This is a genomic window from Nostoc sp., assembly GCF_036917655.1.
Taxonomy (GTDB): Bacteria; Cyanobacteriota; Cyanobacteriia; order Cyanobacteriales; family Nostocaceae; genus Nostoc.
On record NZ_JBALCY010000070.1, the window covers coordinates 68,208 to 93,663 of the forward strand.

A 25,456-nucleotide genomic window follows, 5' to 3' on the forward strand; every position below is an offset into this window, starting at 1 on the left:
GGGCGAGAAACCAGGAAGGGGTTATGCAAGTTAGGAGACAACTAAACAAAAAAGATTATCCAAAGTGGAAATTTTTATCTAAAAAACAAACATAACCTGCAACAGAGAGATTAGGAAAATCATGCGTAAAAATACGGAACTGTGGAGTTCGACCCCTCATAAGTTCAGTGAAACGACGATGGCTTATTCTTCCCTAACTAAGGAAAATAATTACAGCTTAGAAGAAAATATACGCAGCTCTATTTTCTCAGGAATAGGAGTTACAACAAAGGAATGTATATGGCAACAAGTGAGTCCTCTTTACGAACTGATGGTATAGAATTATTGCACTTGTACCACCAGAATCCTTCTATTAAACTTCGTAATAAACTTGTACAGTTACATACTGGCTTAGTACGCAAGATGGCTCATAAATTCAGCCATCAATGTAATGAACCTTATGAAGATTTAGAACAAATCGGTTATTTTGGTTTGATTAGGGCTATTGAGCGTTTCGACCCTAGTCAAGGATATGCTTTTAGTTCCTTTGCTGTGCCATATATTCGCGGTGAGATGCTACACTTTTTGCGCGATCGCAGTACTCTATTAAAAATTCCCCGTCGTTGGCAAGAATTATACAATGAAGGGCAAAAGATTCGCAAGGACTTGTCAATGTCTTTAGGTCGCCCGCCAAAGGACGCTGAAATTGCCAGCCAACTTCGGGTATCTGTGCAAGAATGGCAAGAAACCAAGTTAGCTGCTCAAAATCGGATGCCTTTGAGTTTAGATGCGACCGCAGTTAACTATGTTGATTGCCAAATAACCTTGGGTGAAGCACTTCCTTGTCCTCGTTCTCATGTTCTCCTGCAACAAGAAGAAGAACGCCAACAACTCCAAGGTGCAATAAATATGTTAGAAGAAAAGCCCCGCATGGCAGTTGAAATGGTATTTTTGAAGGAACTTTCTCGCAAGGATGCTGCTAAGAATATTGGCACTAGTCCAATGACGGTAACGCGGTATCTCCAAAAGGGAATTCAAGATTTGATTTACTATTTACAACCACAGGTAATGCCCACTGGATCGTAGTGATTAGTCAATGGTCAGTGGTTAGTAGAAAAGCAACTGACAAATGACAAATGACTAATTATCGAGATTTTAAATCAGCGATCGCACCTTTGGTCATAGCAGCAATAGCTTGATCTGTCGCTTTCGGTAAATGATAATATTTACCGCCTGCTGTTTGCGATAATTCCTTAGCAAAGCCCGTGGACACAAATTTACTTTCCGTATCAATTACTAATAGTTGCATCCCCAAAGCCCGGATTCTGGCAGCAATTTCTAATAATTCTCCTTTGATATCTGGCTTTTCTCCTGGTTCTAGTTGTTCACCTAAAGAACGCGCTAAAGGAATATTACCCCGTCCATCGGTGATTGCTACAAGGACAACTTGCCCAATATCTCCACTCATTTGGGCATTTAAGCCGACACGCACAGCTTGGGTTAAACCATGCGCTAAGGGCGAACCCCCACCACAAGGCAACCTTTCCAAGCGGTTACGCGCTAAAGCAATAGAACGTGTTGGAGGCAATAATACCTCTGCCTGTTCTCCCCGGAAGGGAATTAATGCTATTTGATCGCGGTTTTGATAAGCTTCTGTTAACAGTTGCATCACCGCACCTTTAGCCGATTGCATTCGATTCAGGGCCATTGAGCCAGAAGCATCTACCACAAATACTACCAACGCCCCGGCTTTGCGTACCAGGCGTTTCGAGCGAATATCAGCCTGTTCGACAATAACTTTTCTATCTGGGTGTTTTTCTCTTCGGGCTTTTTGATAAGGAGCCGCAGCTCTCAGGGTGGCATCTACTGCAATGCGTCGCGCTTTCCCCTTGGGCAACATTGGCTTAATGTAGCGTCCCCTGTCATCGGAAAAGATGACACTGCGACTACCAGATTTACCTTGCCGCTTCGCCATTTGAGTAAAGTAAAGCACGTTGTCATCAAGAATTACCCCTTCCGGATCAAAAATGAATTCTTCCGGGATGCTAGGGGGTTGTTGCTCTTGATTTTCTTCCTGTTCTTCTTGTTCTTCCTCTTCTTCCTGTTCTGATTCGTCCTGGGGTTCTTCTTGATTCTGTGGCGGGGGTGGAGGCGGTGGTGGTGATTGTTCTGGTGGCGGTGTCTGCACAATTGTGGCGCGTGGTACAATTACCAGTTCCACAGCACGGCGCAAATCTTCGGCATTAACTGTTGTTCGTCCTTCCAAAGCCGCCGCCGCCTTGGCAACCCGCGTGGCGAATAACTCGGCGCGATGTCCCTGAACTCCGCCGCGAATGGCCTCATCTACTAAGTAAGCAATTTGTTCATGGGTGATGATTACTTCTTTCAACCATTCCCGTGCCAAGATGATTTGGGTTTTGAGGGCGTCTAAGTCTTCGTTGTACTGCTTGAGGAAGTCTTGGGGAGATTTAGAATAAGCGATCGCAACTTCTACTGCTTCTACTCTTTGATCTAAGCCGAGTACACCGTCAGCAGAGAGGGCGATCGCAATTCTATCTAGCAAATGCTCCCGTAATCCGCCTTCTTCTGGATTGTAGGTGGCAATGAATAGGGATTTACACGGATGCTGAAAACTAATCCCTTCCCGTTCAATCTGGTTGCGTCCGTCAGATAATACTGTTAAAAGCTGATTTGATATTTGGTCATCTAATAAATTAATTTCATCTACGTACAGTACACCCCGGTTAGCTGTAGCGAGTAAACCGGGCTGAAAAATGGTATCACCTTGTTTTACCGACTTTTCAACATCCACTGAACCCAGTAGTCGGTCTTCTGTGATACCTAGAGGAATTTGCAAAAAAGGCGCAGGGATGATTTCGACGGGAACATCTTGAATGTCTTTGTCTGCGGACTCCGCCAAAAGTTGATCATCCCATTCTTCTGGGTGATTGGGGTCACAGTTGCTGATTGAACCTTTGACAACTTCTATCGGCGGTAGTAGAGCGTGGATAGCACGAGCCATCACAGATTTTGCCGTACCACGACGACCTGCGATCGCCACTCCCCCCAAACCAGGATCAACTGCGGCTAACAGCAAGGCTAATTTAATTGCTTCTTGACCGACTACGGCACTCAAGGGAAAGGCAGTGATTGTGGGATTGATAGTAGGCGCAGGCATTGTTTGCTTTCATAGCGAGTCTCGGCCTTTAGCATACCAATTTCTGACACATTTAGAATATAAGTGCGATCGCCTCCGGGGGGCGGTTACGCCATCGCATTTCCCTTGGGAGGAAGATTTATGAGTATTGCTCAGGCTAAACGCTTCACACTAGCTGAATACCACAGGCTTACTGAATTGGGCTTTTTCCATGAAGATGACCACATTGAATTAATCAATGGAGAAATTATTGAAATGGCATCTAAAGGTACAGCCCATGAAATTTGTTTGCGAAACTTGTTGCGGGAACTTCCAAAACTTGTAGGTGATAGGGCAACTTTGCAATCTCAAGCTCCAATTGCTTTGCCATCTAATAGTGAACCTGAACCGGATTTTGCTATTCTTCAAAACCGAGATGATAATTATCTTTCTGGTCATCCTCAACCTGCTGATGTGTTATTGGTGATAGAGGTTTCAGATTCTTCTTTTGATTATGACCAAGATGTGAAAATACCTCTCTATGCTAAAGCAGGTATTGCTGATTATTGGATATTTAATTTATTTGATAACTATTTGGAAACTTACAGTGAACCAGAACAGGACAATCAAGGTAAATATGGTTATTTAAATAAGCGAATTTTCTTATTCCATCAGCTGATAAATTTTCCCTGTTTCCCTGATTTATCTCTTAATTTAGTTAGGGTTTTTCCGCCAAAGCTGAATTTTTAAACCTGGCTATAGCAATGAGATAGGATTCATTCATAAGACAAAGGAGTAATTTTTATGGCTTATAGTGACTTTAAACTTATTGAAGTTATTGATTCTTTTGGTTTAGTTATCCACGAGTCATCTGGACTATTTGCAAGTATACAGGAGCAAGAATGTAGTGATTTATTATCTACTATCCTTAAAGAAAATATTGATTTAGCGGTAGCGATAAGTACAGAAAAAGCTCGGAGTGAAATGATAATTAGTCCAATTTTGTTAGAAATTAGACGCAAATTTAATTATGAAATAAGTTTATTTTCTGGAGTTGATTTTACTGTTGATAGCCAACGAGGACTAAATGGTTTTTGTAATTTTATTTTGAGTCTTTCTTCGGAGCAGTTGCTTGTACGTAGTCCGGTGATTGTCCTAGTAGAAAGTAAAAATGAGAATTTGAGGTCTGGTTTAGCACAATGTATTGCTGAAATGGTAGCTGCCCAGTTATTTAACGAGAGAGGTGGAAATCAAATCAAAGCTATATATGGTGCTGTTACTATCGGTACTATTTGGCAATTTCTCAAACTTGAAGGCAATGTAGTTTCAATTGATTTGAGTGAGTATTATATTAAGGATATTAAGAAAATTTTAGGTATTTTGTATAGTGCGATCGCGCAAAGTAAGCCGTAAATTATCTATCAGCTAAAATATTTTTTAAATAAATAGTTGCTTTGACAGAATACCATAGAGCATTTTTAAAGTTGATGGATATGGGCGATCGCTTTGACAAATCTTCATAAATAACTATATTGACATCTAGCATAAGGTATGCCAATGTATATTTAACGACAGCAAAATAACCGCACTCTAAAGCGCAGGTTTTTGGTGTTGTCTCAGCAGCAGAATTCCTAGTTTCCTGCCGAGCTTCGTGTCATCCCTTCGGCTGAATATTCAGCCCAATGTCAGGTCAACTGATTGACTAGACTTTCAACGGGAAGACAAGATGTTTGGGTGGATTTTCAGAGGAAAGGATAACGCGAAACTTGGTAGGAAGCCAGGAATTCTACGGCTGAGACTTGAACCAAACAAAAGCGACGGTAGAGAACTTTATGCTTATTAAGTAAGCTTGCCTGAAGATATGCAAATTCCAGATAAGCAGGATAACAAAGTTCAATTATCAAATGAAGAGATTTTTAAAAGAGTTAAGAAAGTCATCTTGAAGACATTATCAATACAGGATGAAGATATAAACCTAGATGATACTGTTTTTTTAGGACAGGAATATGATCATGTCACTACAGTCTATGGCTCTATTTTAGATTTTAGTCAATGTTCCTATCCAGAAAATTCGCTTGGAATGAAACCCTTAGATGGAGTAGAGCTATTAATGGCTTTAGAAGAAGAATTTGACATTGAAATTCCCGATGAAGAATTCGATGGCAAAACATCTATGACTATTAAGGAGCTTGTTGACTTTATTTATTTAAAACTTGGAAATGCATAGCATTAAATCTCCCGCAGTGGCTCATAGTGTGAAAAAAGAGATATTGTCGCACTATGTTCTAGTCCCTTGACGTGTGGGGTTTAGGGAGTAATTGTAATTTTATTGACAGTTAATGAGGGCGATAAAGATAAATTTGATTCCATGACAGTGTAAGCGCTGACTATTAGAGGATGTTTGAAAAACTCAGTTGAGTATAAAACTGGGTTTTATCAATACATCACAGTTTGTGATTTTTTCATATCTGAATAAAAGTACACTTATATAGTTTCCCAACAGTCAATTTCTGCAAAAAGACACAATATAAGATGCACAAAATCCTAATATTCCATGATGAAAAACTTCTCCGCCATGCGCTTACCCATCGTTCTTATGTTCATGAAAACCCAGGAGAAGGCGAACATAATGAACGCCTAGAGTTTCTCGGTGATGCTTTGCTGAATTTCTTAAGTGGCGAATATCTATATAGTTGTCACCCAGAAATGGGAGAAGATGAATTAACACGGCGGCGTTCGGCACTGGTAGATGAGAAGCAATTGGCAAAGTTCGCCGAGGAGGTAGGTTTAGACTTTAGGATGCGGTTAGGAAAAGGCGCTATTCGAGACGGAGGCTACCAAAATCCTAATCTGCTCAGTAGCACCTTTGAAGCAGTTCTTGGTGCTTACTATTTGGATCATGATTCTAATATTGAAGCAGTTCGCGCAATTATAGAACCACTATTTGATTCTGTAGATCCTAAGCATATAGTTGTGTCTCGTTCTAATGTAGACTCAAAAAATCGCTTTCAAGAATGGGTACAACGCAACGTTACCCCAACTCCTCCTAAATATTTCACAGAACAAATAGGAGGCCCTTCTCACGCCCCAGAATTCATCGCAAAAGTATTGGTAGATGGAACAATTTACGGCGAAGGTAAGGGACGCAATAAAAAAGATGCAGAGAAAGCTGCTGCTGAAGATGCGCTAGCTAAGTTGAAAAAACAAGGTTTGTTGTAAAAATGTTTTTTGATTTCACGCAGAGGTGCAGAAAAGAATTTTACGTCTTGGCGCGAAATCAACTCTCTATTTCTAAGGGCAAAATTACGGTAAAAGTAGAACCAACTCCTACCTCAGAGACTAAGTTAATTGTACCTTGTAGTAGTTTCACCAACCGCGAAACGATCGCTAATCCCAATCCTGTACTATCAGGGAGATAGGGACGATCGCTAAAACTGACGCGAAAGTAGGGTTCAAATATCTGGGCTTGGTTTTCTGGTGCAATGCCAATTCCAGTGTCAGAAACTGCCATCGCCCATCTCTGGTTCTCCAACACCTGGCACATGATAATAACAGTCCCCGACTCTGTATAGCGAATCGCATTACTAATAAGATTTGTGATAATCTGTTGTAATTGAAAATAATCTGTGATTAGTTCTTTGGGGACGCGATCGCAATCTACTACGATTTTTAAATTTTTCCCACCAGCTAAAGGTTCTAACATTTCACAGACATTATTGATTAATTCAGGCACATCGGTAGGTGCTAGTTGGAGTTTTATCTGTCCCGCATCATACCGCGAAAGTTCTAATACATCATTAATCAGGTGGAGTAATTGTCTACCATTGCGTAGCACGCGCTCAATATGTTCTAGATTCACAGAAGTGTCTTTTAGCCGAGTCTTTCGTCGTTGTTGGCGTAAAAACAAATCCGAATAACCAATAATGGAAGTCAGAGGATGTTTCAATTCATGAGCTAATTGCGAAAGATACTCTTGATTAGCGCTCATTAAGCGCGTGAGTTCTTCATTATGGAGTGTTAGTGATGACTGCAACTGCTGTAATTCCCGCAATCGCTCCTCAACATAACTCTTAAAACACCGAGCGATCGCTTCATCTATGATAGCGTCAATCAAACGCATAGAACGAATTATCTCTAGAGGTGTTCCCTTAAATAAATCTGCTTGTATAGCATCAAATATTACTGTTCGTAGCAAATGATATTCTCTAGCAATTTCTGCTGGATCAAAACCTTGTTCAGCTCGAATAGCCCCATGCTGAAAACTGGCAGTAACTATTGACTTAATATCATTATCCTGAGATGTTGAAAGCACCGTTACCATTGCTTTCAAAACATCGGGAATGTGATCTTTTACCGCTGTGTAAGATAAATCATCAGCACTTTCAATCCGTCTATCCTCACGAACTGCTGCAATCCATTTATCTATGATGGTGTCCGTTTTTTCAGCCAGTACTTGACTAAAATCCATTATGTTAAAATTCAGCTAAAAGATAGATGAGTAAACTTTCATATGCAATTAGTTTAGCGATTGCAGTGAACTTTTATCAAATTTAGCAATATACTTCACCTACCAAAAGGAATAGATATTGTTTGTTATTTTATTTACTGGCTCAACTATCCGTATATGAAATTTGCACAGTATAATATAGGTTTTGTTAACAAATGTTAATAAAACAGGTAACAAACTTGATGATTGATTCAACTATTGTTGTTTAGCTGTCTGTGCAATGACTTCACTCACAACACAACTAAAATTATAAATTTTGTTAATTACTGAAAAGCAAGGAAACATACTTGATTTTGGTATTGAAATAAACAATATTTCTCTTTATCCAGTTGGCTTTTACTGAGCATTGATGTTATATTGTCGATAATTAGTATCCATTAGAGTAAGTCAGCCTAATCCAGCAGATCACAGTGCGTGACGTTGGAGCGGAGGAACCAAATTGTGGGGCGTATCTCAGAGAAAGTGAGAAGTTGAGAGTGAGGAGTTAGAAGTTACTAATATTTAACTCATAACTCCTGTACAGACGCGATTAATCTCTTGTACAGACGCGATTAATCTCTTGTACAGACGCGATTAATCGCGTCTCTCATAACTTTCTTCAGAAGGGCATCTCTCAGCCCTAGCCCGTCAGCTAACTTCGTAGGCATTGAGAGGAGACTGAAGAGACGGCATTTTTATAATGTTCCGATCTCATCGGTGTCCAAGGCTGGTACTGCTCGGATTTTTTGTACCTGCACTTAAATCTGTTGAGGTCATAAATGATATTTCAACTAAATTTGGCTTGTCCTGCGATCGGAGGACAAGCCGTTTGGAAAAAGACAAAACCTGTCATCCTTAGAGATGTCTTCATTCTACCTGTGTTGGGCTTCTTGGGAATAATTGTGCTGTGGTGGATTGTTGCACTTGCCAACCATGAATTGATGCCCACCCCACCAGAAGCGCTAATCGCTAATCTAGACTACATCTTAAATCCCTTCTACCAAAGAGGCCCCGGTAACTTAGGAATTGGTTGGTTGTTGATCGCAAGTCTGCGCCGGGTATTACTAGGCTTTTTATTAGGTGCGGTAGTAGCGATTCCTCTGGGGTTTCTAATTGGCATGTCCAGATCGGCAATGCTAGCGCTCAATCCGATCATTCAAATTTTTAAACCCGTATCACCCTTAGCTTGGCTGCCCATCGCCTTAGCAATTTTCAACTTAGCAGATCCTTCAGCCATTTTTGTCATCTTTATTACCTCCTTATGGCCGACAATCATTAATACTGCTTTAGGAGTTTCTAGCGTTCCTAAAGATTATTTAGATGTGGCACGAGTGCTGGAAATGCCCCGTTGGCGACGAATTACAAAAATCATTTGGCCTGCAAGTTTGCCGGATATTTTTACAGGTTTACGAATTAGTTTAGGGATAGCTTGGCTAGTAATTGTCGCTGTGGAAATGCTCACGGGCGGTATTGGGCATTCAGTGTCCTAATGATGATTACAAGGTCGAACCACCAGAAGTATTTATAGATAAGAAAGGCTTCGACCCCACCGATCCTGTGGGTTATCTGAATAGTTTTGCCATCAGGGCTAACGCTCCCACTAACTTTTTCATGTCTTAAATCCCAAGTTTAAATATTGACTGATGACTAAATTATTTCGGGAGCATTTGATGATGGAATATACCTCATTACCTATTAATACCCAGAGCGAAGTTATGTCCCGCCCTGGATTTTTAGAAATTGAAAATTTAGTCAAGTCTTATCCGACACCTGATAAAGATAACTTTGTAGTTTTAGATGGGGTTAATCTGACGATTGGTGAAGATGAATATATTTCTGTAATTGGTCACTCAGGTTGTGGCAAATCAACCCTAGTAAAGATAGTAGCTGGTTTAGAAAAAGCTACTTCCGGCTCAGTCCGGCTAGATGGACAAGAAATTCGTCAGCCAGGAGCCGAAAGGATGATGGTATTTCAGAACTATTTGCTGTTACCTTGGTTAACAGTGCGAGAAAATATCCGTTTAGCCGTGGATTAAGTGTTAAAAAATGCTAATAAAGCTGAAAAAATCAGCATTGTAAATCAACACTTGGCAATGGTAAACTTGACGGCGGCGGCTGACAAATATCCTGATGAAATTTCTGGAGGTATGAAACAACGAGTAGGTATTGCCAGAGCTTTAGCAATTCGTCCCAAAATGTTGCTGATGGATGAACCTTTTGGGGCGACTAGATGCGCTAACTCGTGGCAAATTGCAACGGCAGGTATTGGATATTTGGGAAAATAATCGGCGAGCAGTGATGATGATTACCCACGATGTAGATGAAGCAATTTATATGTCCGATCGCATCGTCTTGATGACCAATGGCCGGGCTGCTAGTATAGGGGAGATATTAGAAGTTCCTTTTGAGCATCCATGCGTTAGCGTTCGCAAAGCGTCTCCGTCAGGAGAAGCTCCTCTGAAAGAGGCTCGCGCCGCCATGCGAAACTCAAAAGAATATTTTGAACTCCGCAACCACGCCCTAAATTTCCTTGAGCGATATTTTGCCCAAGACGAGTAAATTAGATTATCATTTTTTTTAGTGGGTAGCCTAATTCAAATTCATGAAAGCTGGATTTGGAACGGAGGAACCAATGTTTGGGGCTAATCTTACGAGAGACACCTTCCAGTCTTAGCCCGTCAGCTAACTCCGTAGGCAATGGAAGGAACCCCCAAGACTTTGGCTGTAATACAGTTATTATTGGGGTTTCCTTGACTGATTTCAGATTTGAGATTTTGCCTATCGTCACTCAATCTAAAATCCGAAGTCCAAAATCTAAAATCTAAAATTGGTCGCCCTGCTTCTCATTGTTAATTCATTTCATTGGGAGAAGTAAAGCTGTGCAAATTAAGCCAATGTTAGCACGTCTGCAAAGTGCCACAGGTCGAAATGATTTAATTGAACAAATGGTATTGTTGCCAGAACCAAAAAAACCTTTTTCTAAAAAACCTCAAAGAGCAAAAGCAGTTAACTTAATTGTTGCCTATAACGCATCTCCTAATAGTCATACGGCACTAGATATTGCCTTTTGGATTGCCCATCAAACGCGTTTAGCCACCAATGCACAAGTCACAGTTCAAGCCGTTTATGTCGTAGAAGACAATCAAAGCAGCCAGCATCCAAACATCTTGAACTTTCCAGAACCACAGCCTTCATTGGAATGTCAAGTCAGTGAAGTATCAAAGTCTGTCACACTGGTATTAACTCAACCCAAATTGCAGACAGTGGTAACTCCTCTGCAACAAGCAGATATAATTCTCTGGCAAGCCCGAAGTTTAGCTGAAGAATGGCAGGGTTCTTTCAAATCTCATTTGCGGTTTGGCTACATTTCCACACAAATTAAGAAGGTTGTTGAATCAGAAGCTGCCGATATTCTCTTTCTAGGTTGCAACTCTGTCAATCATCCGATGATTGAGGCACTAGGTTCTAATTTTCCCTGTGCAGTTTTGGGTATTCCTAGTTGTATTGATGAATAATCGCTGTTCACAATTTCAGTAATTTGGATCAAATTGTAATCATACAAAAGTCACCTAGTTTTAGGTGACTTTTTTCGCTACTATAGGACTCATATTTGATTTTTGAAATAGACGTAGGGTGCCGTACTCTCGGCGATAACACAACGCCAGTTGCTACAACGGAGGGAACCTCCGCAACGCACTGGCTCCCCTACACATACTTAGATTTTTTCACGCAATCAAATCGGATTGCTATATGCAACCAATTAAACTTCGGGAGGTAGGATGTGAAAAACTGCCAAGCAATCCTCAGTGTCATGACATTTCTTGGCGATTCTATCTATGAAAAAATTCTCGATTTTGCTTCCGCCTACCAAAATCGAGATTATCGAGGAGTTAAGAATTGTCAGTAGAGCGAGTTTCTCTAGTGGCCATTTTCTCCTCCAAAATATAGTAGCTTTTTAGGTGTTTAGTTTCTAGTAGCCAATCCGATGTAAAACGTCGCGCAGGACGCTATAACCAGCTAAATCCCAAAGTAAATAGGCAAGGAAACCAATAGCTGCCAAGCGACCATTCCAAATTTCGGCTTGAGGTGTCCAGCCAAACAAAAATGCATTGCGATCTACGCCGTTGTATTCAGGTGCAACGAGTGGTAAATCAGTAGAAGAACGAGTTTCTTTAATGGCCATTTTTTTCTCCAAAATTTAGTAGCTTTTTAAGTGTTTAATTTCTAGTAGCCAATCAGATGCAAAACGTCGCGCAGGACGCTATAACCAGCTAAATCCCAAAGTAAATAGGCAAGAAAGCCAATAGCTGCCAAGCGACCATTCCAAATTTCGGCTTGGGGAGTCCAACCAAACAAAAATGCATTGCGATCTACACCGTTGTATGATGCTGCAACAGATGGTAAATCAGTAGAAGGCCGAGTTTCTTGAGTTGCCATTTTTTTCTCCAAAATTTAGTAGCTTTTTAGGTGTTTAATTTCTAGTAGCCAGTCAGATATAAAACGTCGTGCAGGACGCTATAGCCGGCTAAATCCCAAAGTAAATAGGCAAGAAAGCCAATGATTGCTAAACGACAGTTGCAGATTTTGGCTTGAGGTGTCCAGCCAAACAGAATTGCAATTATTGACAAATCTCTGTCTGGAAGAACAAGTTGCCATCTTTGTTATCCTTAACAATTCGTTTGTTAACTTTAATATAGCGATTAATAACTAAACTGCTTTCTGCCTGTAGGCACAAACTACAGGCACATAATCAACACATATTGGTGCAAACAAATCCACCCTGAGAGGGTGATAAAAATAAAAACATAAAGAAATGTAACTTTTTAGGAATTAAACTATAAATTACAGAAAAATCAATCCTTGTGATTAAGCAATTAAAATTAAAAAGCGGCAGCCAAGAATTAGCCAGCTTTTTCACTTCATACTGAACAGTTTTACAGTTAGATAATAAAATTTATATCTTTTGCTGGATACAGTTTTCAGCCTTTGGAGAGATGCTTTAAACAGCTAAATTCCACGATTCTGAGCTAAACAGAGTTAGGTATTGCCATAGATACAGACATAAATACATACTAAGAGTTGCTTCTCAAGAAATTCTTAATTCCCTAAATTAAAACTTAGAAGAAGGAAATACAATGTTCCAAAGTACGGAAATCATGGTGGGACTCTACAAACCACTATTGTGGTTAGCACAGGTTCCAGTAGATACCTCAAACGTCACGCCAGCACAGGCATCGGTTCTCACTTCCGGGCCGCGCTTTTTTGTGGCTTTAATCTCCGGCGTGATCCTAGCCTTTGCTTTCCAATTAGTTCTAACTAATCTCTCCCTTGCAGCCGGTATTTCCTACCTGGGGCACTCATCTGACTCGGATTCAGATTCTGGGGAAGTCGGAAGTTTGGGCGGCAGCATTCGCAAAATCGGCACCGCAGTGGGGATTTGGACATTAGTCACTGTGACGATCGCCTTATTAATCGCTTCTTTTCTGGCGGTGAAATTGAGCCTTGTAATCTTAGACCCAGCATTGGGAGCGATTCTCGGCTTGGTAATTTGGGGTGCTTACTTTTTAATCCTCGTTTGGGTAAGTTCCACCACCGTAGGTTCCTTAATTGGCTCAGTCGTCAATACGGCAACTTCTGGGTTTCAGGCGATTATGGGGACAGCCACCGCCGCACTGGGCGCAAAAGCTGTCAATAACCAAGTTGTAGCGACGGCTGAAGCTGCCGCTAGCGCTATCCGTCGGGAACTAGGGAGCGCCATCGACCCTACAAGTATCCGGGAGAACATAGAAGATTACTTAGAAAAGCTCCGTCCCCCAGAGCTAGATTTGTCGAAAATTCGGGGTGACTTTGAAAATTTACTCAACGATCCGCAATTAAAAGCGATCGCTGGGACTTCAGATATTCGCAACATCGACCGCCAAAAGTTTATCGAGTTAGTCAGTAGTCGCACCGACCTTTCTAAAAAAGACGTTAGCCGCATTGCTGATACGTTGTATAAAGTTTGGCAGCAAGTGGTGAGTCAGCAATCACCCACCCCAGACCGTCTGGCTGAGTTAATGGATTATCTGAAATCAGTTCCAGCAGGACAAAGCAAGACAGATGAACTCAACGCCAAGCTGGATCGGTTAGTAGCAGAAAAGCGTGATTCCAAACAAGCTGACCAAAAGGCGGCTCCAGGGCTAATTCAAAGTACACTCCAGCAAGGACTATCTGCCTTAACCGCCACTGTGTTGGGACGGACAGATTTGCCTGATTTGGATGTGGAAAAAATCTTGGGTAGCCTCACCACTGCCAAAGATAAAGTCACTCAACAAGCCGATAAGCTAGGATTGCCAACACCATCGCAACCCTATAGCCCAATTCGGGCTGATGTCGAAAACTACCTGTACAACACTTATGCTTGGCAACTGAGTCAGGAAAAAATCGCTCAGGAATTTCGTGATGTCATCTACGATCCAGCTGCTGACTCAGGAATAGTCAAAAGAGAAGTAGAACGACTATCCCGGAACGATTTTGTCAACATCCTGCAACAGCGAGGACTACTTACCCAAGCCCAAATTCAGCGCATTGCAAATCAGCTAGAAGCTGTCCGCAAAGAGGTGTTGGTGACAGTGACAGCTGTTGAAGAAAGAGAGATAGTCCAAGACTTGCAACGGGGAGTGGAAAGTTATCTGCTCGTTACCCCGAAAGCAGATTTGACAGCCGAAGGCGTTGAGCAGAATTTTAGACCACTGTTGCAAGACCCAGAGGCAGATTATGAAACCCTGATCTTGCGACTAGCGCAGGTTACACGCCAGGAAATGCGGGAGATATTGCTGCAACGTAATGATGTCCAGCTATATGAAGTAGACAGCATTCTCGATGAGTTGGAAAAACAACGCGATCGCGTCTTGGTAGAATCCAAAGGATTAGCAGAACAGGCACAATATCAAGCAGAAACCCTGTGGTTGAATGTAGAATCATATCTGCGTAATACAGGGAAATCAGAACTGAATCCTGATGCCATCCGCGCGGAGTTCAAAAAGCTGCTGGAAGATCCTCAAGCTGGAATTACCTCAATTCGGGCGCGGTTGTCTCGCTTTGACCGCGATACCTTGGTACAATTGTTGAGTCAACGGGAAGATTTGAGTGAAGATCAAGTTAATCAAGCCATCAATGCTGCTGAGGAGTCGTGGCATAGTATTCGCCACACACCCCAAGCTGTAGTAGATAAAGCCAAAGAGCAATACGACTCTGTTAGTACCACGATCGCAGATTACCTGCGGAATACTGGTAAACAAGAACTGAATCCAGAAGGTATTCAACGAGATTTAACCAGATTGTTTGAAAATCCCAAAGAGGGAGCCGTAGCACTACGCCGTCGGTTGTCGCAGGTAGACCGGGATACACTGGTGAAGTTGCTCAGTCAACGCCAAGACTTGAGTGAAGAACAAGTCAATGAAATCATTGATTCCACGCAAAACTCGATTCGTAACTTTGTGCGTGCGCCTCGTCGTTTAGCTACCCGCACACAGCAAAGAGTGGAAACATTCAAAGGTTATCTGGAAGAGTATCTACGCCAAACTGGCAAAGAAGAACTCAATCCTGAAGGTATTAAACGCGACCTGCAATTATTGTTGCACGATCCGCGAGTTGGGGTGGAAACTTTTAGCGATCGCCTTTCCCATTTTGACCGTTCTACGATCATCGCCCTGCTGAAAATTCGGGAAGATATTTCCGATGAAGAAGCGGCGCGAATTGCCGATAACATGGTGTCCGTAAAGGATCAATTTGTAGAACAAGTGCGGAACATCCAACGAGGCATTCAAGATGCAATTGATGGGGTTTTCGGCCGCATCCGTAACTATCTCAACTCCCTGGATCGCCCGGAACTCAATTACGATAATATCAAGCGTGATGTTCGCACATTTTTTGACGATCCCCAGGCGGGGTTTGATGCCCTGCGCGATCGCCTATCTTCTTTTGATCGTGAGACTCTGGTGGCAATTATGAGTTCTCGTGAAGACATCTCTGAGGAAGATGCCAACGGCATCATCGACCAAATTGAACGGGCCCGTAACACAGTATTGCAACGTGCAGAACGCATACAGCAAGAAGCCCAACGCCGCCTAGAACAGGTGAAGCATCAAGCACAGCGGCAAGCTGAAGAAACCCGCAAAGCCGCAGCTACAGCCGCATGGTGGCTATTTGCCACAGCATCCGTATCCGCAGTTTTCTCTGCATTAGGAGGAGCGATCGCTGCAAGGCCGTAGTTTAACAAGTTTTCTCCGCTAACTTTTAAGCCTCCCATACCAGGAGGCTTTTTTTTGTTCCGCAGATTTAGACGCCATGCTCCTTAAACCATGCCAGGAGACGTTTCCAACCTTCCTTAGCTTCTTTCTCGCGGTAGGAGGGGCGATAATCGGCAAAAAATGCGTGGGGTGCATCGGGGTAGACGATAATTTCAGATTTGCTGCTGCTGGATTTGAGGCGATCGCGCATCTGCTCTACTGTATCTAAGGGAATACCCGTATCCTTGCCGCCGTAGAGTCCCAGAATCGGGACTGTCAGTTTTGATGCAATATCAATGGGATATTTGGGCTGAAGTTCGGTAGCATCGCCTACAAGTCGTCCATACCAAGCCACACCTGCCTTCACCTTGGGATTGTGTGCTGCATACAACCAGATAATCCGGCCACCCCAGCAGAAGCCTGTAATTGCCAATTTATCGGCATTACCCTTAGCTGATTTCACCGCCCAGTCTACTGTGGCATCGAGATCAGATAGCACTTGGGCATCTGGCACTTTGGCGACAATTGGGCGAATTTCGTCTACGCTGCTTAACTTCGAGACATCGCCTTGACGCGCAAATAATTCGGGTGCGATCGCCAAATATCCCAAGTGGGCAAAGCGCCGGGTGATATCCTGAATATGCTCATGTACACCAAATATTTCCTGAAGTACCAGGACGATAGGGAAATTTTCACCAGTGGCAGGTGCTGCTCTATAGGCAGGAATTTCCCCATCTTTAACAGGAATTTTCACCGCACCAGCTACCAACCCCTTGGCGTCGGTGGTGATGGCTTCGGCAGAAATGGGTTGGACTGCGAGGGCAAAACCCGTCGCCACGGTGGCAGTTGCGATAAATTTGCGGCGGCGCTTTGAAAAATTGATTGCAATTCATCAAAATCCCTATTAGGGATTGAAACCCAAATTAAAACAGCAGTAGCCACAGGACAAGGGAAATTGCAATTCATCAAAATCCCTATTAGGGATTGAAACTAAAATTTTCATGCCTAAAAAGATAACACACGAGTTTGATTGCAATTCATCAAAATCCCTATTAGGGATTGAAACTCAGCAATGCCAGCATTACAGGGAATGGCATCGGATTGCAATTCATCAAAATCCCTATTAGGGATTGAAACAGGCGTTGGGGAGCGAGATCACAGCAGCTTTGCATGATTGCAATTCATCAAAATCCCTATTAGGGATTGAAACGCACTATTTCAGGTGCAAGTAAATTTGATGCAAATAATTGCAATTCATCAAAATCCCTATTAGGGATTGAAACTCCTGAATTACAGGGCAGTCTTTCAACTCCATACATTGCAATTCATCAAAATCCCTATTAGGGATTGAAACTTAGACATCTTTTTAGGCAGTGTAATTTCATCCTTGATTGCAATTCATCAAAATCCCTATTAGGGATTGAAACGTCCACAAGATAAGTATAGTGTAAAAACACGCCTGCCCTGGCGAATGGAATTCGCGGCTATACAGACAAAACCCACCTCCGTGGGTTTCAAATTCTTTGAGTCCGCGTAGGCGAACTTCGTTTGTGTAGCCGCGATTTCTAATCGCCTGGTATATTTGCAAAGGTGAGATGCTCCCCAGCGATCGCCTCATTTTTCCCGATTTATCCAATCTTCACCACCAGCTAATTGACTGAGATAATCATCCATAATCGCTGGTAATTCCTTTGGCGAATAAGTATATGTTAAAGCCAGTTAACTAGTAGCTGTAGTTAAAATCTGGTTTTTATCTAGCATCGCAGACAACTGAGAGCGAGTAAATTTACCGTTCATCACTTCCTCACTAGCATCAGCGATCGCATCCTCAATAATTTCCTCTTCTATCAAATTTTCCCATTCATCTAAATTAATATAATAAGATGTTTTATTATCTTTGATATTCAGTTTTTTAATTTCTCGGATTGAATTACGAATGGAATTAGCCCATGAACCAGTTAATCGTTGTTCTACTTGGTTCTTAATCAAATCAATCAGCAGAATGTTTAAATAAGCTTGGATATTTCGCAGAATAGCTTGTTTACTCATGCCTTCTAATTCATCTACGATTGCCAAGGCATCTGCATAACGTCCTTCCAAAATCCTCTTTTTGAGGTCTATTAATTCCTGGGTCATTTTTTCACCGCCTACCTGCTTTCCAATCTTCTCCACCGGGTAGCTGAGTTAAAGTTTCAGCCACAACTGCGGGTAACTCCTTAACTGAATAGGAATAAGTTAGCGCCAAAAACTTCAAAGCCGTCTGAATAATCTGGTTTCTATCTACCATTTCAGTAAGTTGGAATTCATTGTAAATTCCATTTAAAACTTCTACACTGGCATCAGGCACTGCTACTTCTATTTCATCTTCAATATAAGTATCCCATTCGTTTAAATTGATATAATAGGATTTTTTATTGTCTTTGAGATTAAGTTTCTTAATTTCTATAAGCGAATTCCGAATAGAAGCAACCCAAGAATTTGTTAATCGCTGCTCTACTTGGTTCTTAATCAAATGAATCAGCAGAATCCTTAAATAAGCTTGGATATTCCGCAGAATAGCTTGTTTACTCATGCCTTCTAATTCATCAACAATTGCCAAGGCATCTGCGTAACGTCCTTCCAAAATACTCTTTTTGAGGTCTATTAATTCCTGTGTCATTTTTTTACCGCCTACCTGCTTTCCAATCTTCTCCACCGGGTAGCTGAGTTAAAGTTTCTGCCACAACTGCGGGTAACTCCTTAGCTGAATAGGAATAAGTTAGCGCCAAAAACTTCGAAGCAGTCTGAGTTATCTGGTTTCTATCTACCATTTCAGCCAGTTGGAATTGATTATATGCCCCATTCATTACTTCATCGCTGGCATCAGCGATCGCATCTTCAATAACTTCCTCCTCTATGAAATTTTCCCATTCGTTTGAATTGACATAATAAGATGTTTTATTGTCTTTCAAATTCACTTCTTTAATTTCGCGGATGGCGTTGCGAATAGAAGCAACCCAAGAATTTGTTAATCGTTTTTCTACTTGATTTTTAATCAGATGAATCAGCAGAATTCTTAAAAATGATTTAATCTGCCGCAAAATTGCCTTTTTACTCATGCCTTCTAGTTCATCTACAATTGCCAAGGCATCTGCGTAACGTCCATCTTGGATACAAGTTCTGAGGTCTATTAATTCCTGTGTCATTTTTATTAACCTCAAAATTTCATCATGCTAATTTGAATATAACAATTATCCCTATTTCATTGATGTAGCAGGTATCTAACCTGCTATTGTTCAGGCGGTATACTTTACTTATTCGCCTGTATCACTTGCAAACTACCACCTGCATATAAAGTTAATTTACTCACTTCAAAACCAGTCTCAGTTAACAACTCAGACAAATCAGTTTTCAACAATTGCCAAGCTGTTTCTGTCTCAAATAACAACAAAAACATTGATACCCCAGGCCAAAATATCGGATTTGTCGGAGCGTGAAAATCCACCAGCGTAAATACCCCTCCTGGTTTCAGCACCCGATAAACTTCACTAATAATTTTACGCAATTGCTGAGGCTGCATCTCGTGTAGGGCGACGCTGGTATGCACCACATCAAACAGATTATCTGCAAATGGCATTTCCTCGGCAAAAGCTTCGACATAGGAAGCTAATGGTACATTGTGCCGCGCCCGTTGCAAAGACTTGGGTGAGGCGTCCAATCCTGTTACATTTTGTGAAAAATTTACCAAAAATTGCGTTGTTTGACCACTGCCGCAACATAAATCTAAGACCTGAGTATCTGAGTCAATTGTTAAGCCTTGCAAAGCAAGTTGCCGAAAACGGGCTTCACCACCTACACTTAAGGCTGCTAAACGAGAAATGCCATCATATAGCCACTGATAGCGGTAACTCCAATCTCTTAAAATTGTTGCCATTGCATATTTCCTTGCTATTAAGCTTTATATTTAATAAAGATATATTGTTAACATTAGTAAAAAATCTGAAAAGATTGGGGGAAAGTAACTGCTATGGGTCGTGTAGGCGTCTTATTACTCAATCTCGGTGGTCCCGATAAGCTAGAAGATGTCGGGCCGTTTTTGTATAACCTATTTTCCGATCCGGAAATTATTCGCCTACCGTTTCGCTGGTTGCAAAAGCCCCTAGCCTGGTTTATTGCCTCGCGGCGAATCAGAACATCTCAAGAGAATTATAAGCAAATTGGTGGTGGTTCCCCACTGCGGCGGATCACAGAAGCGCAAGGACAAGCCCTAAAAGAACAGTTAGGTTATTTGGGACAAGAAGCCAATATTTACGTAGGAATGCGTTATTGGCATCCCTATACAGAAGAAGCGATCGCACAGATCACCCAAGATAATATAGAACACCTGGTAATTTTACCACTCTATCCCCAGTTTTCTATCAGTACCAGTGGTTCCAGCTTCCGGCTTTTAGAAAAGCTTTGGCAAGAAGACCCAAAATTTCAACGCATTGATTACACCGTCATTCCCTCTTGGTACAAACAACCAGGTTATCTCCAAGCAATGGCGGAACTCGTAGCTCAGGAACTCGAACAGTTTCCTAATCCAGATGAGGTTCATATTTTCTTCAGTGCTCACGGCGTTCCCAAAAGCTACGTTGAAGAGGCTGGCGACCCTTACCAGCAAGAAATTGAGGAATGTACTGCCCTGATTATGCAGACCCTCAATCGGCCCAATGTCCACACCTTAGCTTACCAAAGTCGCGTCGGCCCAGTAGAATGGCTCCAACCCTATACTGAGGATGCCCTCAAAGAACTAGGCGCACAAGGCGTGAAAGATTTAGCTGTCGTGCCTATCAGTTTTGTCTCAGAGCATATTGAAACACTACAAGAAATTGATATTGAGTATCGGGAAGTAGCAGAAAAATCAGGAATTCACAACTTCCGTCGCGTTCCGGCTCCCAACACCCATCCGGTATTTATTAATGCACTGGCAGACTTAGTGATTGATGCCCTGAAAAACCCCAGTTTCAAGCTTTCGCAAGCTGCCCAAATGAAAAAAATGGTAAAGATGTACCCCCAAGAGCGTTGGGAATGGGGTTTGACTACTAGCGCTGAAGTATGGAATGGTCGAATTGCCATGCTGGGCTTCATTGCCTTAATCATCGAGCTAATTACCGGTCACGGCTTCTTGCATATGATTGGACTTTTGCAGTAAAGGGGATTGGGGATTGGGGATTGGGAATTGGGAATTGGGCATTGGGCAGAGGCGAAAAACCTAGCGCAATTGCCCATTTGCTGCCCCTACTTCCCATGCTCACTCATCTCACTCGTCATATCATGTCCGCCAGATTACCCATAATAAAAGAACCCCACCCCCAACCCCTCCCCGCAAGCGGGGAACTCGGGGCCCCCTCTGGGGATTAGGGGCAGGGAGACAAAGCATAGCTTTGGCGGGGTGGGGTTCTTTGGGTTTAATAAGCAATCAAGCGGACATGATATCATCCATGCCCCATGCCCCATGCCCCATGCCCTATGCCCTATGCCCTATGCCCTATGCCCCCTACCTTTGTGATACCAGTCATACCACTGCTTGGCGCTACGAACTGCAAACCAGAGCAGTATTAAAGCAATTAATCCTCCTTGCCAGGGAGCACCAAAGGCAAAAAATACTAGAGCAACACACAAGGTATCTTGAAGAAAGACTGCCCACAAGGGTAAGCCGCGTAAGCGATAGAACCAACCAACTTGAACTAGCTGGAGTACCAAAGCTAACAAACCCCCAATTAAGGCAATGAGCCAGTTTGGCGTTGCTGTTGCGGTAGCTACTGCTAACCCCATAATTGCTCCCACCAGGGGAGACATTAATAACTGAACTAGTTGTAACAATCTTTGCCCCCGGAGCTTTTTTGAGGCTAATAATTCAATTAACGACCAACTGGTGAGGCAGCCTAATAATATTGGTGGAGAAATGTGAGATAAAATTGGAACTTGTGACCACAAGTTACTACCCTGCAACAATCCAATGATCAGCAGAGGTGTACCTATTCTCATTCCTGCTGCCGCAGAGGCTGAAAGTGTGGCTAGGATTTCAATCATCAAGGCACTCGAAGCACTAATAAACAAGTAGATATTTGTTATTTATACTACCCAGGGCTGGCAAAAATTCCAGCACCAAACTGACAATCTTCACCAATGGGATACTAAAGATTTTTGGTATTTCAAAAAATTTGCGTATTTTTTGAGTAACAGGTTAGTAGTAAGCGCTTAAGCGCTCACTACAAGCAAATTAATCCTAAATACCCAACCGTTGGTAAACCTCTTCTAAATGTTGGAGATGCTGCTGGGGGTCAAAACAGACCTCTAGTTCTGCTGGGGACAACTTTTGGCTAACGCGAGGGTCTTTGCTAATTAAATCCTGGAAATTGCCTTCCGGCTTGTTCCAAGCGGCGTGAGCGCTTTCTTGAACGATCGCATAAGCCTCCTCTCGCTGGCTTCCCTTGTCTATTAAAGCAAGTAGCACTTTTTGGCTGAATACAACGCCGCCATAGCAGTTGAGATTTCGTTCCATGTTTTCAGGATAGACCAATAGGTTTTTCACCAAATCGGTTATTTCTACCAACATAAAATGCGTCAAAGTGCAACCATCTGGTAAAATTACCCGTTCTACAGAACTATGGGAAATATCCCTTTCATGCCAGAGAGCAACGTTTTCCAAAGCTGCACCCGCATGACTTCTGACGAGTCGCGCCATTCCCGTTAGCCGCTCCGAACGGATGGGATTGCGCTTGTGTGGCATTGCCGAGGAACCTTTTTGACCTTTGGCGAAGAATTCTTCAACTTCCAGAACGTCTGTTTTTTGCAGATTACGAATTTCTACAGCAAAACGTTCGATGGATGCGGCTACCAATGCTAATTGTTGCACATAGTCGGCGTGGCGATCGCGGGAAATAACTTGCGTTGAGGCCGTATCGGGTTTAAGTCCGAGTTTTTGGCAAGCGATCGCTTCTACACGCGGTTCAACGTTAGCATAGGTTCCCACTGCACCAGAAATCTTACCCACAGCGATCGTTTCACGGAGAATTCTCAAGCGTTCTTGGTGTCGCAACACTTCTGCTAACCAGCCAGCTAGTTTGAAACCAAAAGTAATCGGTTCAGCGTGAATACCATGCGATCGACCAGCCATCACTGTATGACGATGTTCCCGTGCTTTGTGGCGAATTACCTGAATCAAATCTTCCAGACGTTGCAATAATATATCCAGGCTGGCAACCAATTGCAGTGCTAAAGCTGTATCCAAAACATCCGAACTGGTTAAACCCAGGTGAATATAGCGTCCGGCATCACCTACATATTCGTTAACATTTGTCAAGAAAGCGATCATATCGTGGCGGACTACAGCCTCAATTTCCAGCACCCGCTTCGGGTCAAAATCTGCCTTAGCCTTAATTTCCTCAACCGCCTGAGATGGAATGTAACCCAGTTCAGCTTGAGCTTCACAAACAGCAATTTCGACTTGCAGCCAAGTTTTTAGCTTATAGGCTTCACTCCACAGATTAGCCATTTCGGGCAAAGTATAACGCTCAATCACAGTTCGGCACAGAATACAACCGTCATATTCTACAGTCTAATTAATGTAGATCACTTTTTAGTGCTGCTTTTTGCTCAGGGACGGAACTAGTTTTTGAATCCAGGGTGATAATGCTAATTCTACCGTCAGCCTCCATATATGCAAACTTCACATCTGCTAAAAATTCCACACCTTGCTGACGTAACTTGCTCATCAACTCATCGTCTGTAATTAACTCTCGTTGCAAATGACGCTGAATCATCCGACCATTTTTTACCAATAGCAGCGGTGGCTGATTCAGAAAACGTTGGAACTGGGGTATTTTGTAGCCTAACCAGTTCAGCAAGTAACTCCAAAAAATCACAGTTCCTACCAGGATACCGCCTTCAGTAATCGATGTATAATTACTTGCCATAGCATTTTGGGCAGCTTCAGCAAATAGCACAACTACGAGTAAATCAGTTATTCCTAGTGTTCCTAGTTGTCGGCTAGGAAGCACGCGTAGCACTGAGAACAGCGCTAAATATACCAGCGACCCACGGATAATCAACTCAAAGACGCTGATGCTAGGAATAAAGATTGCTTGCCAATTGATGAAAAACCATTTTTCCATTAGCACTGATTTTCTTCCTTTTCAATATATTTCTGGAAAAAATCCAGTATCAGGTTATTCATAAACCCAGATTAATTATTTATGATTCTATGTGGTTTATTTCATCAAACTGACTTTCCTTAGAGGTTAAGTAAGTGGGTCAAATTAAATATAAAACCTCACCCTGCCTCCGGCTTCCCTCTCCTTAGTAAAGAGAGGGATTGAGGGTGAGGTTTGATCTTAGATTTAATTACGCCTACCTACTTAAATACTTTAATCTATATCAGATTTAAAAATATAAACCTCCAACAATTAGGGATTAAAATCGCTGGTTTTTTCTTTTCTGTTTTAAGCGCTTGGGCTTTTTGAAAGACTGGAATAAGCGATTAATAAAGCGAGAAGATGGCTTTTTTGATTGCTCCGTTGGATTCGTACCATTATGTTTTGTATTATCAGAGAGAGGTATGGCATTTTTAGTTGGGGTTATGCCGCTTCCGTACCTTCTGGCATAAACTTGGGTAAACTCTGCACCGAAGAAAAGAATTTGTGCAGCATAGTTAACCCAAGCTAAAATCACTACCAATGAACCAGCAGCACCATAAGCTGAACCAAAACTGCCATTACCTAAATACTGTCCTAATAAAAATCTCCCAATAGAGAACAAAAAGGAGGTGAGAGCCGCTCCAATTAAAACATCACTCCAAGCAATTTTGACATCTGGTAGAACTTTAAAAATGAGTCCAAACAGGAACGTAGTGATGGCAAAAGAGACGATGAAATTGAGAAATTGCCAGAGGAAATCTACACCTGGTATCAAGTTGCTAAAGTATGTAACTAATGCTGCTAACGCCGTACTAATTACCAGAGAAACTAAAAGTAAAAAGCCAATCCCGATCACCATTGCAAAGGACAAAACGCGTAGGCGAATAATGTTACTTATCGCCCGTCCGGGTTTTGGTTTTACTTCCCAAATCGTGTTTAAGGAATCTTGTAACTCGGTAAATAAACCAGTAGCACCCACTAGCAGAACTACAACACTAATAATAGAAGCGATCGCTCCTGTTTGTGGTTTGTTAGCATTCTGAATGGCTGTTTGGATATATTTTGCGCCATCTGGGCCGACTAAACCTTGAATTTGTCCAACGATTTGACCCCTTGCGGCTTCTTCTCCAAATACTGCCCCGGCGATCGCAATTACAATAATTAGCAACGGGGCAATAGAAAAAATCGTGTAATAAGCTAACGCCGCCGCTAACCGTGAGGCTTTATCCTCACTCCATTCTTTGAATGTTTCTTGTAATAACTTCCAAATCGCCTGCAAATTCATCCAATCAGTCTCCTTAGAGGATATGGCTTAGTTACTGATATATTGGATACTTATTTATTAAGTAACCGCATCCATCCAAGGGAGTTTGTGCAGCGTCCTGGAGGATGAATTTAGAATTTTATAGTCAGATGACAATGCGAT

22 protein-coding genes, 5 pseudogenes, 1 CRISPR repeat array and 2 riboswitches are annotated in these 25,456 nt (G+C 42.2%); of the genes and pseudogenes, 12 read left to right on the plus strand and 15 right to left on the minus strand.

Going from position 1 to position 25,456, the window contains the following annotated elements:
- The first annotated feature begins 279 nt into the window (after nucleotides 1–279).
- On the plus strand, nucleotides 280–1,065 hold the full coding sequence (locus V7K30_RS24720) for an RNA polymerase sigma factor SigF (protein ID WP_335003817.1): 786 nt from the start codon (nucleotides 280–282) through the stop codon (nucleotides 1,063–1,065).
- Nucleotides 1,066–1,123: 58 nt separating this feature from the next.
- Here V7K30_RS24720 and bchD read toward each other — a convergent pair whose 3' ends face one another.
- A complete protein-coding gene (bchD, locus tag V7K30_RS24725) occupies nucleotides 1,124–3,157 on the minus strand; it encodes a magnesium chelatase ATPase subunit D (protein WP_335003818.1) in 2,034 nt (677 codons plus the stop codon).
- A 120-nt stretch (nucleotides 3,158–3,277) separates the two neighbouring features.
- Between bchD and V7K30_RS24730 the strand changes: the two genes are divergently transcribed.
- Both V7K30_RS24730 and V7K30_RS24735 read left to right on the plus strand, forming a co-directional pair.
- The gene (locus V7K30_RS24730) at nucleotides 3,278–3,865 is read left to right on the plus strand and encodes a Uma2 family endonuclease (RefSeq protein ID WP_335003820.1); all 588 of its coding nucleotides are present in this window, start codon (nucleotides 3,278–3,280) and stop codon (nucleotides 3,863–3,865) included.
- A gap of 54 nt (nucleotides 3,866–3,919) precedes the next feature.
- Entirely contained in the window at nucleotides 3,920–4,528 is a 609-nt protein-coding gene (locus tag V7K30_RS24735) for a hypothetical protein (protein WP_335003822.1), read from the plus strand.
- A gap of 1 nt (nucleotide 4,529) precedes the next feature.
- Here the strand turns inward: V7K30_RS24735 and V7K30_RS24740 are convergent, their stop codons facing one another.
- Complete coding sequence (locus V7K30_RS24740; RefSeq protein ID WP_335003824.1) at nucleotides 4,530–4,661, minus strand: hypothetical protein; 132 nt, start codon at nucleotides 4,659–4,661, stop codon at nucleotides 4,530–4,532.
- Between the two features lie 315 nt (nucleotides 4,662–4,976).
- Between V7K30_RS24740 and V7K30_RS24745 the strand changes: the two genes are divergently transcribed.
- Together V7K30_RS24745 and rnc are read left to right on the plus strand one after the other, a co-directional pair.
- Nucleotides 4,977–5,342, plus strand: a complete 366-nt coding sequence (locus tag V7K30_RS24745) for a phosphopantetheine-binding protein (RefSeq protein WP_335003826.1) — start codon at nucleotides 4,977–4,979, stop codon at nucleotides 5,340–5,342.
- Nucleotides 5,343–5,647: 305 nt separating this feature from the next.
- The gene (rnc, locus tag V7K30_RS24750; RefSeq protein WP_335003828.1) at nucleotides 5,648–6,334 is read left to right on the plus strand and encodes a ribonuclease III; all 687 of its coding nucleotides are present in this window, start codon (nucleotides 5,648–5,650) and stop codon (nucleotides 6,332–6,334) included.
- A 58-nt stretch (nucleotides 6,335–6,392) separates the two neighbouring features.
- Here rnc and V7K30_RS24755 read toward each other — a convergent pair whose 3' ends face one another.
- On the minus strand, nucleotides 6,393–7,583 hold the full coding sequence (locus V7K30_RS24755; RefSeq protein WP_335003830.1) for a sensor histidine kinase: 1,191 nt from the start codon (nucleotides 7,581–7,583) through the stop codon (nucleotides 6,393–6,395).
- Nucleotides 7,584–8,001: 418 nt separating this feature from the next.
- A riboswitch (cyclic di-AMP (ydaO/yuaA leader) is annotated at nucleotides 8,002–8,283 on the plus strand.
- A gap of 97 nt (nucleotides 8,284–8,380) precedes the next feature.
- Between V7K30_RS24755 and V7K30_RS24760 the strand changes: the two are divergent.
- From V7K30_RS24760 to V7K30_RS24780, 5 genes and pseudogenes are all read left to right on the plus strand, one after another.
- A pseudogene (locus V7K30_RS24760) lies at nucleotides 8,381–9,076 on the plus strand (ABC transporter permease); the annotation flags it as partial.
- Nucleotides 9,066–9,221, plus strand: a pseudogene (locus V7K30_RS24765) (twin-arginine translocation pathway signal protein); the annotation flags it as partial. The pseudogenes V7K30_RS24760 and V7K30_RS24765, both read left to right, overlap by 11 nt.
- 53 nt (nucleotides 9,222–9,274) lie before the next feature.
- A pseudogene (locus V7K30_RS24770) lies at nucleotides 9,275–10,160 on the plus strand (ABC transporter ATP-binding protein).
- A 17-nt stretch (nucleotides 10,161–10,177) separates the two neighbouring features.
- Nucleotides 10,178–10,313: riboswitch (cyclic di-AMP (ydaO/yuaA leader) on the plus strand.
- A 182-nt stretch (nucleotides 10,314–10,495) separates the two neighbouring features.
- Complete coding sequence (locus V7K30_RS24775; protein ID WP_335004103.1) at nucleotides 10,496–11,116, plus strand: universal stress protein; 621 nt, start codon at nucleotides 10,496–10,498, stop codon at nucleotides 11,114–11,116.
- 266 nt (nucleotides 11,117–11,382) lie between these two features.
- Nucleotides 11,383–11,508 carry a hypothetical protein gene (locus V7K30_RS24780; protein ID WP_335003832.1) on the plus strand — a complete coding sequence of 42 codons (126 nt, stop codon included), beginning with the start codon at nucleotides 11,383–11,385 and terminating at the stop codon, nucleotides 11,506–11,508.
- 63 nt (nucleotides 11,509–11,571) lie between these two features.
- On the opposite strand, the gene V7K30_RS24785 is transcribed toward V7K30_RS24780, so the two are convergent.
- The 3 genes and pseudogenes from V7K30_RS24785 to V7K30_RS24795 all read right to left on the minus strand — a co-directional run.
- Complete coding sequence (locus tag V7K30_RS24785) at nucleotides 11,572–11,784, minus strand: high light inducible protein (RefSeq protein WP_335003834.1); 213 nt, start codon at nucleotides 11,782–11,784, stop codon at nucleotides 11,572–11,574.
- A 41-nt stretch (nucleotides 11,785–11,825) separates the two neighbouring features.
- Nucleotides 11,826–12,038 (minus strand): high light inducible protein, encoded by a 213-nt coding sequence (locus V7K30_RS24790; RefSeq protein WP_335003835.1) that lies wholly within the window; start codon nucleotides 12,036–12,038, stop codon nucleotides 11,826–11,828.
- A 41-nt stretch (nucleotides 12,039–12,079) separates the two neighbouring features.
- Nucleotides 12,080–12,217: pseudogene (locus V7K30_RS24795) on the minus strand (high light inducible protein); the annotation flags it as partial.
- 519 nt (nucleotides 12,218–12,736) lie between these two features.
- Here V7K30_RS24795 and V7K30_RS24800 point away from each other — a divergent pair.
- Entirely contained in the window at nucleotides 12,737–15,853 is a 3,117-nt protein-coding gene (locus V7K30_RS24800) for an MFS transporter (protein WP_335003837.1), read from the plus strand.
- Nucleotides 15,854–15,920: 67 nt separating this feature from the next.
- On the opposite strand, the gene V7K30_RS24805 is transcribed toward V7K30_RS24800, so the two are convergent.
- The 5 genes and pseudogenes from V7K30_RS24805 to V7K30_RS24825 form a co-directional block, all read right to left on the minus strand.
- Nucleotides 15,921–16,709, minus strand: a complete 789-nt coding sequence (locus tag V7K30_RS24805) for a dienelactone hydrolase family protein (RefSeq protein ID WP_335003839.1) — start codon at nucleotides 16,707–16,709, stop codon at nucleotides 15,921–15,923.
- Nucleotides 16,710–16,752: 43 nt separating this feature from the next.
- Nucleotides 16,753–17,298: a CRISPR direct-repeat array (repeat unit 37 nt; unit sequence ATTGCAATTCATCAAAATCCCTATTAGGGATTGAAAC).
- 187 nt (nucleotides 17,299–17,485) lie between these two features.
- Nucleotides 17,486–18,007 (minus strand): annotated as a pseudogene (locus V7K30_RS24810) (hypothetical protein).
- 4 nt (nucleotides 18,008–18,011) lie between these two features.
- Nucleotides 18,012–18,530 carry a DUF29 family protein gene (locus tag V7K30_RS24815; RefSeq protein ID WP_335003841.1) on the minus strand — a complete coding sequence of 173 codons (519 nt, stop codon included), beginning with the start codon at nucleotides 18,528–18,530 and terminating at the stop codon, nucleotides 18,012–18,014.
- Between the two features lie 4 nt (nucleotides 18,531–18,534).
- Nucleotides 18,535–19,056, minus strand: coding sequence for a DUF29 family protein (locus tag V7K30_RS24820; protein ID WP_335003842.1), 522 nt, complete (start codon nucleotides 19,054–19,056; stop codon nucleotides 18,535–18,537).
- 104 nt (nucleotides 19,057–19,160) lie between these two features.
- A complete protein-coding gene (locus V7K30_RS24825; protein ID WP_335003843.1) occupies nucleotides 19,161–19,784 on the minus strand; it encodes a class I SAM-dependent methyltransferase in 624 nt (207 codons plus the stop codon).
- Between the two features lie 93 nt (nucleotides 19,785–19,877).
- Between V7K30_RS24825 and hemH the strand changes: the two genes are divergently transcribed.
- A complete protein-coding gene (gene hemH / locus V7K30_RS24830) occupies nucleotides 19,878–21,044 on the plus strand; it encodes a ferrochelatase (protein ID WP_335003844.1) in 1,167 nt (388 codons plus the stop codon).
- 329 nt (nucleotides 21,045–21,373) lie between these two features.
- On the opposite strand, the gene V7K30_RS24835 is transcribed toward hemH, so the two are convergent.
- From V7K30_RS24835 to V7K30_RS24850, 4 genes are all read right to left on the minus strand, one after another.
- Nucleotides 21,374–21,925, minus strand: coding sequence for a DUF4126 domain-containing protein (locus V7K30_RS24835; RefSeq protein ID WP_335003845.1), 552 nt, complete (start codon nucleotides 21,923–21,925; stop codon nucleotides 21,374–21,376).
- Nucleotides 21,926–22,121: 196 nt separating this feature from the next.
- Entirely contained in the window at nucleotides 22,122–23,417 is a 1,296-nt protein-coding gene (gene purB / locus V7K30_RS24840; RefSeq protein WP_335003847.1) for an adenylosuccinate lyase, read from the minus strand.
- Between the two features lie 40 nt (nucleotides 23,418–23,457).
- Entirely contained in the window at nucleotides 23,458–24,009 is a 552-nt protein-coding gene (locus tag V7K30_RS24845) for a DUF421 domain-containing protein (protein WP_335004105.1), read from the minus strand.
- A 298-nt stretch (nucleotides 24,010–24,307) separates the two neighbouring features.
- Complete coding sequence (locus V7K30_RS24850) at nucleotides 24,308–25,315, minus strand: YihY/virulence factor BrkB family protein (RefSeq protein WP_335003849.1); 1,008 nt, start codon at nucleotides 25,313–25,315, stop codon at nucleotides 24,308–24,310.
- Nucleotides 25,316–25,456 lie beyond the last annotated feature (141 nt).

What these genes read in the sequence shown, in the direction of transcription:
- V7K30_RS24720 (WP_335003817.1), top strand. Translation starts at nt 280, where the DNA reads ATGGCAACAAGTGAGTCCTCTTTACGAACTGATGGTATAGAATTATTG.
- bchD (WP_335003818.1), bottom strand. Translation starts at nt 3,157, where the DNA reads ATGCCTGCGCCTACTATCAATCCCACAATCACTGCCTTTCCCTTGAGT.
- V7K30_RS24730 (WP_335003820.1), top strand. Translation starts at nt 3,278, where the DNA reads ATGAGTATTGCTCAGGCTAAACGCTTCACACTAGCTGAATACCACAGG.
- V7K30_RS24735 (WP_335003822.1), top strand. Translation starts at nt 3,920, where the DNA reads ATGGCTTATAGTGACTTTAAACTTATTGAAGTTATTGATTCTTTTGGT.
- V7K30_RS24740 (WP_335003824.1), bottom strand. Translation starts at nt 4,661, where the DNA reads ATGCTAGATGTCAATATAGTTATTTATGAAGATTTGTCAAAGCGATCG.
- V7K30_RS24745 (WP_335003826.1), top strand. Translation starts at nt 4,977, where the DNA reads ATGCAAATTCCAGATAAGCAGGATAACAAAGTTCAATTATCAAATGAA.
- rnc (WP_335003828.1), top strand. Translation starts at nt 5,648, where the DNA reads ATGCACAAAATCCTAATATTCCATGATGAAAAACTTCTCCGCCATGCG.
- V7K30_RS24755 (WP_335003830.1), bottom strand. Translation starts at nt 7,583, where the DNA reads ATGGATTTTAGTCAAGTACTGGCTGAAAAAACGGACACCATCATAGAT.
- V7K30_RS24775 (WP_335004103.1), top strand. Translation starts at nt 10,496, where the DNA reads ATGTTAGCACGTCTGCAAAGTGCCACAGGTCGAAATGATTTAATTGAA.
- V7K30_RS24785 (WP_335003834.1), bottom strand. Translation starts at nt 11,784, where the DNA reads ATGGCCATTAAAGAAACTCGTTCTTCTACTGATTTACCACTCGTTGCA.
- V7K30_RS24790 (WP_335003835.1), bottom strand. Translation starts at nt 12,038, where the DNA reads ATGGCAACTCAAGAAACTCGGCCTTCTACTGATTTACCATCTGTTGCA.
- V7K30_RS24800 (WP_335003837.1), top strand. Translation starts at nt 12,737, where the DNA reads ATGTTCCAAAGTACGGAAATCATGGTGGGACTCTACAAACCACTATTG.
- V7K30_RS24815 (WP_335003841.1), bottom strand. Translation starts at nt 18,530, where the DNA reads ATGACACAGGAATTAATAGACCTCAAAAAGAGTATTTTGGAAGGACGT.
- V7K30_RS24820 (WP_335003842.1), bottom strand. Translation starts at nt 19,056, where the DNA reads ATGACACAGGAATTAATAGACCTCAGAACTTGTATCCAAGATGGACGT.
- V7K30_RS24825 (WP_335003843.1), bottom strand. Translation starts at nt 19,784, where the DNA reads ATGGCAACAATTTTAAGAGATTGGAGTTACCGCTATCAGTGGCTATAT.
- hemH (WP_335003844.1), top strand. Translation starts at nt 19,878, where the DNA reads ATGGGTCGTGTAGGCGTCTTATTACTCAATCTCGGTGGTCCCGATAAG.
- V7K30_RS24835 (WP_335003845.1), bottom strand. Translation starts at nt 21,925, where the DNA reads ATGATTGAAATCCTAGCCACACTTTCAGCCTCTGCGGCAGCAGGAATG.
- V7K30_RS24845 (WP_335004105.1), bottom strand. Translation starts at nt 24,009, where the DNA reads ATGGAAAAATGGTTTTTCATCAATTGGCAAGCAATCTTTATTCCTAGC.
- V7K30_RS24850 (WP_335003849.1), bottom strand. Translation starts at nt 25,315, where the DNA reads ATGAATTTGCAGGCGATTTGGAAGTTATTACAAGAAACATTCAAAGAA.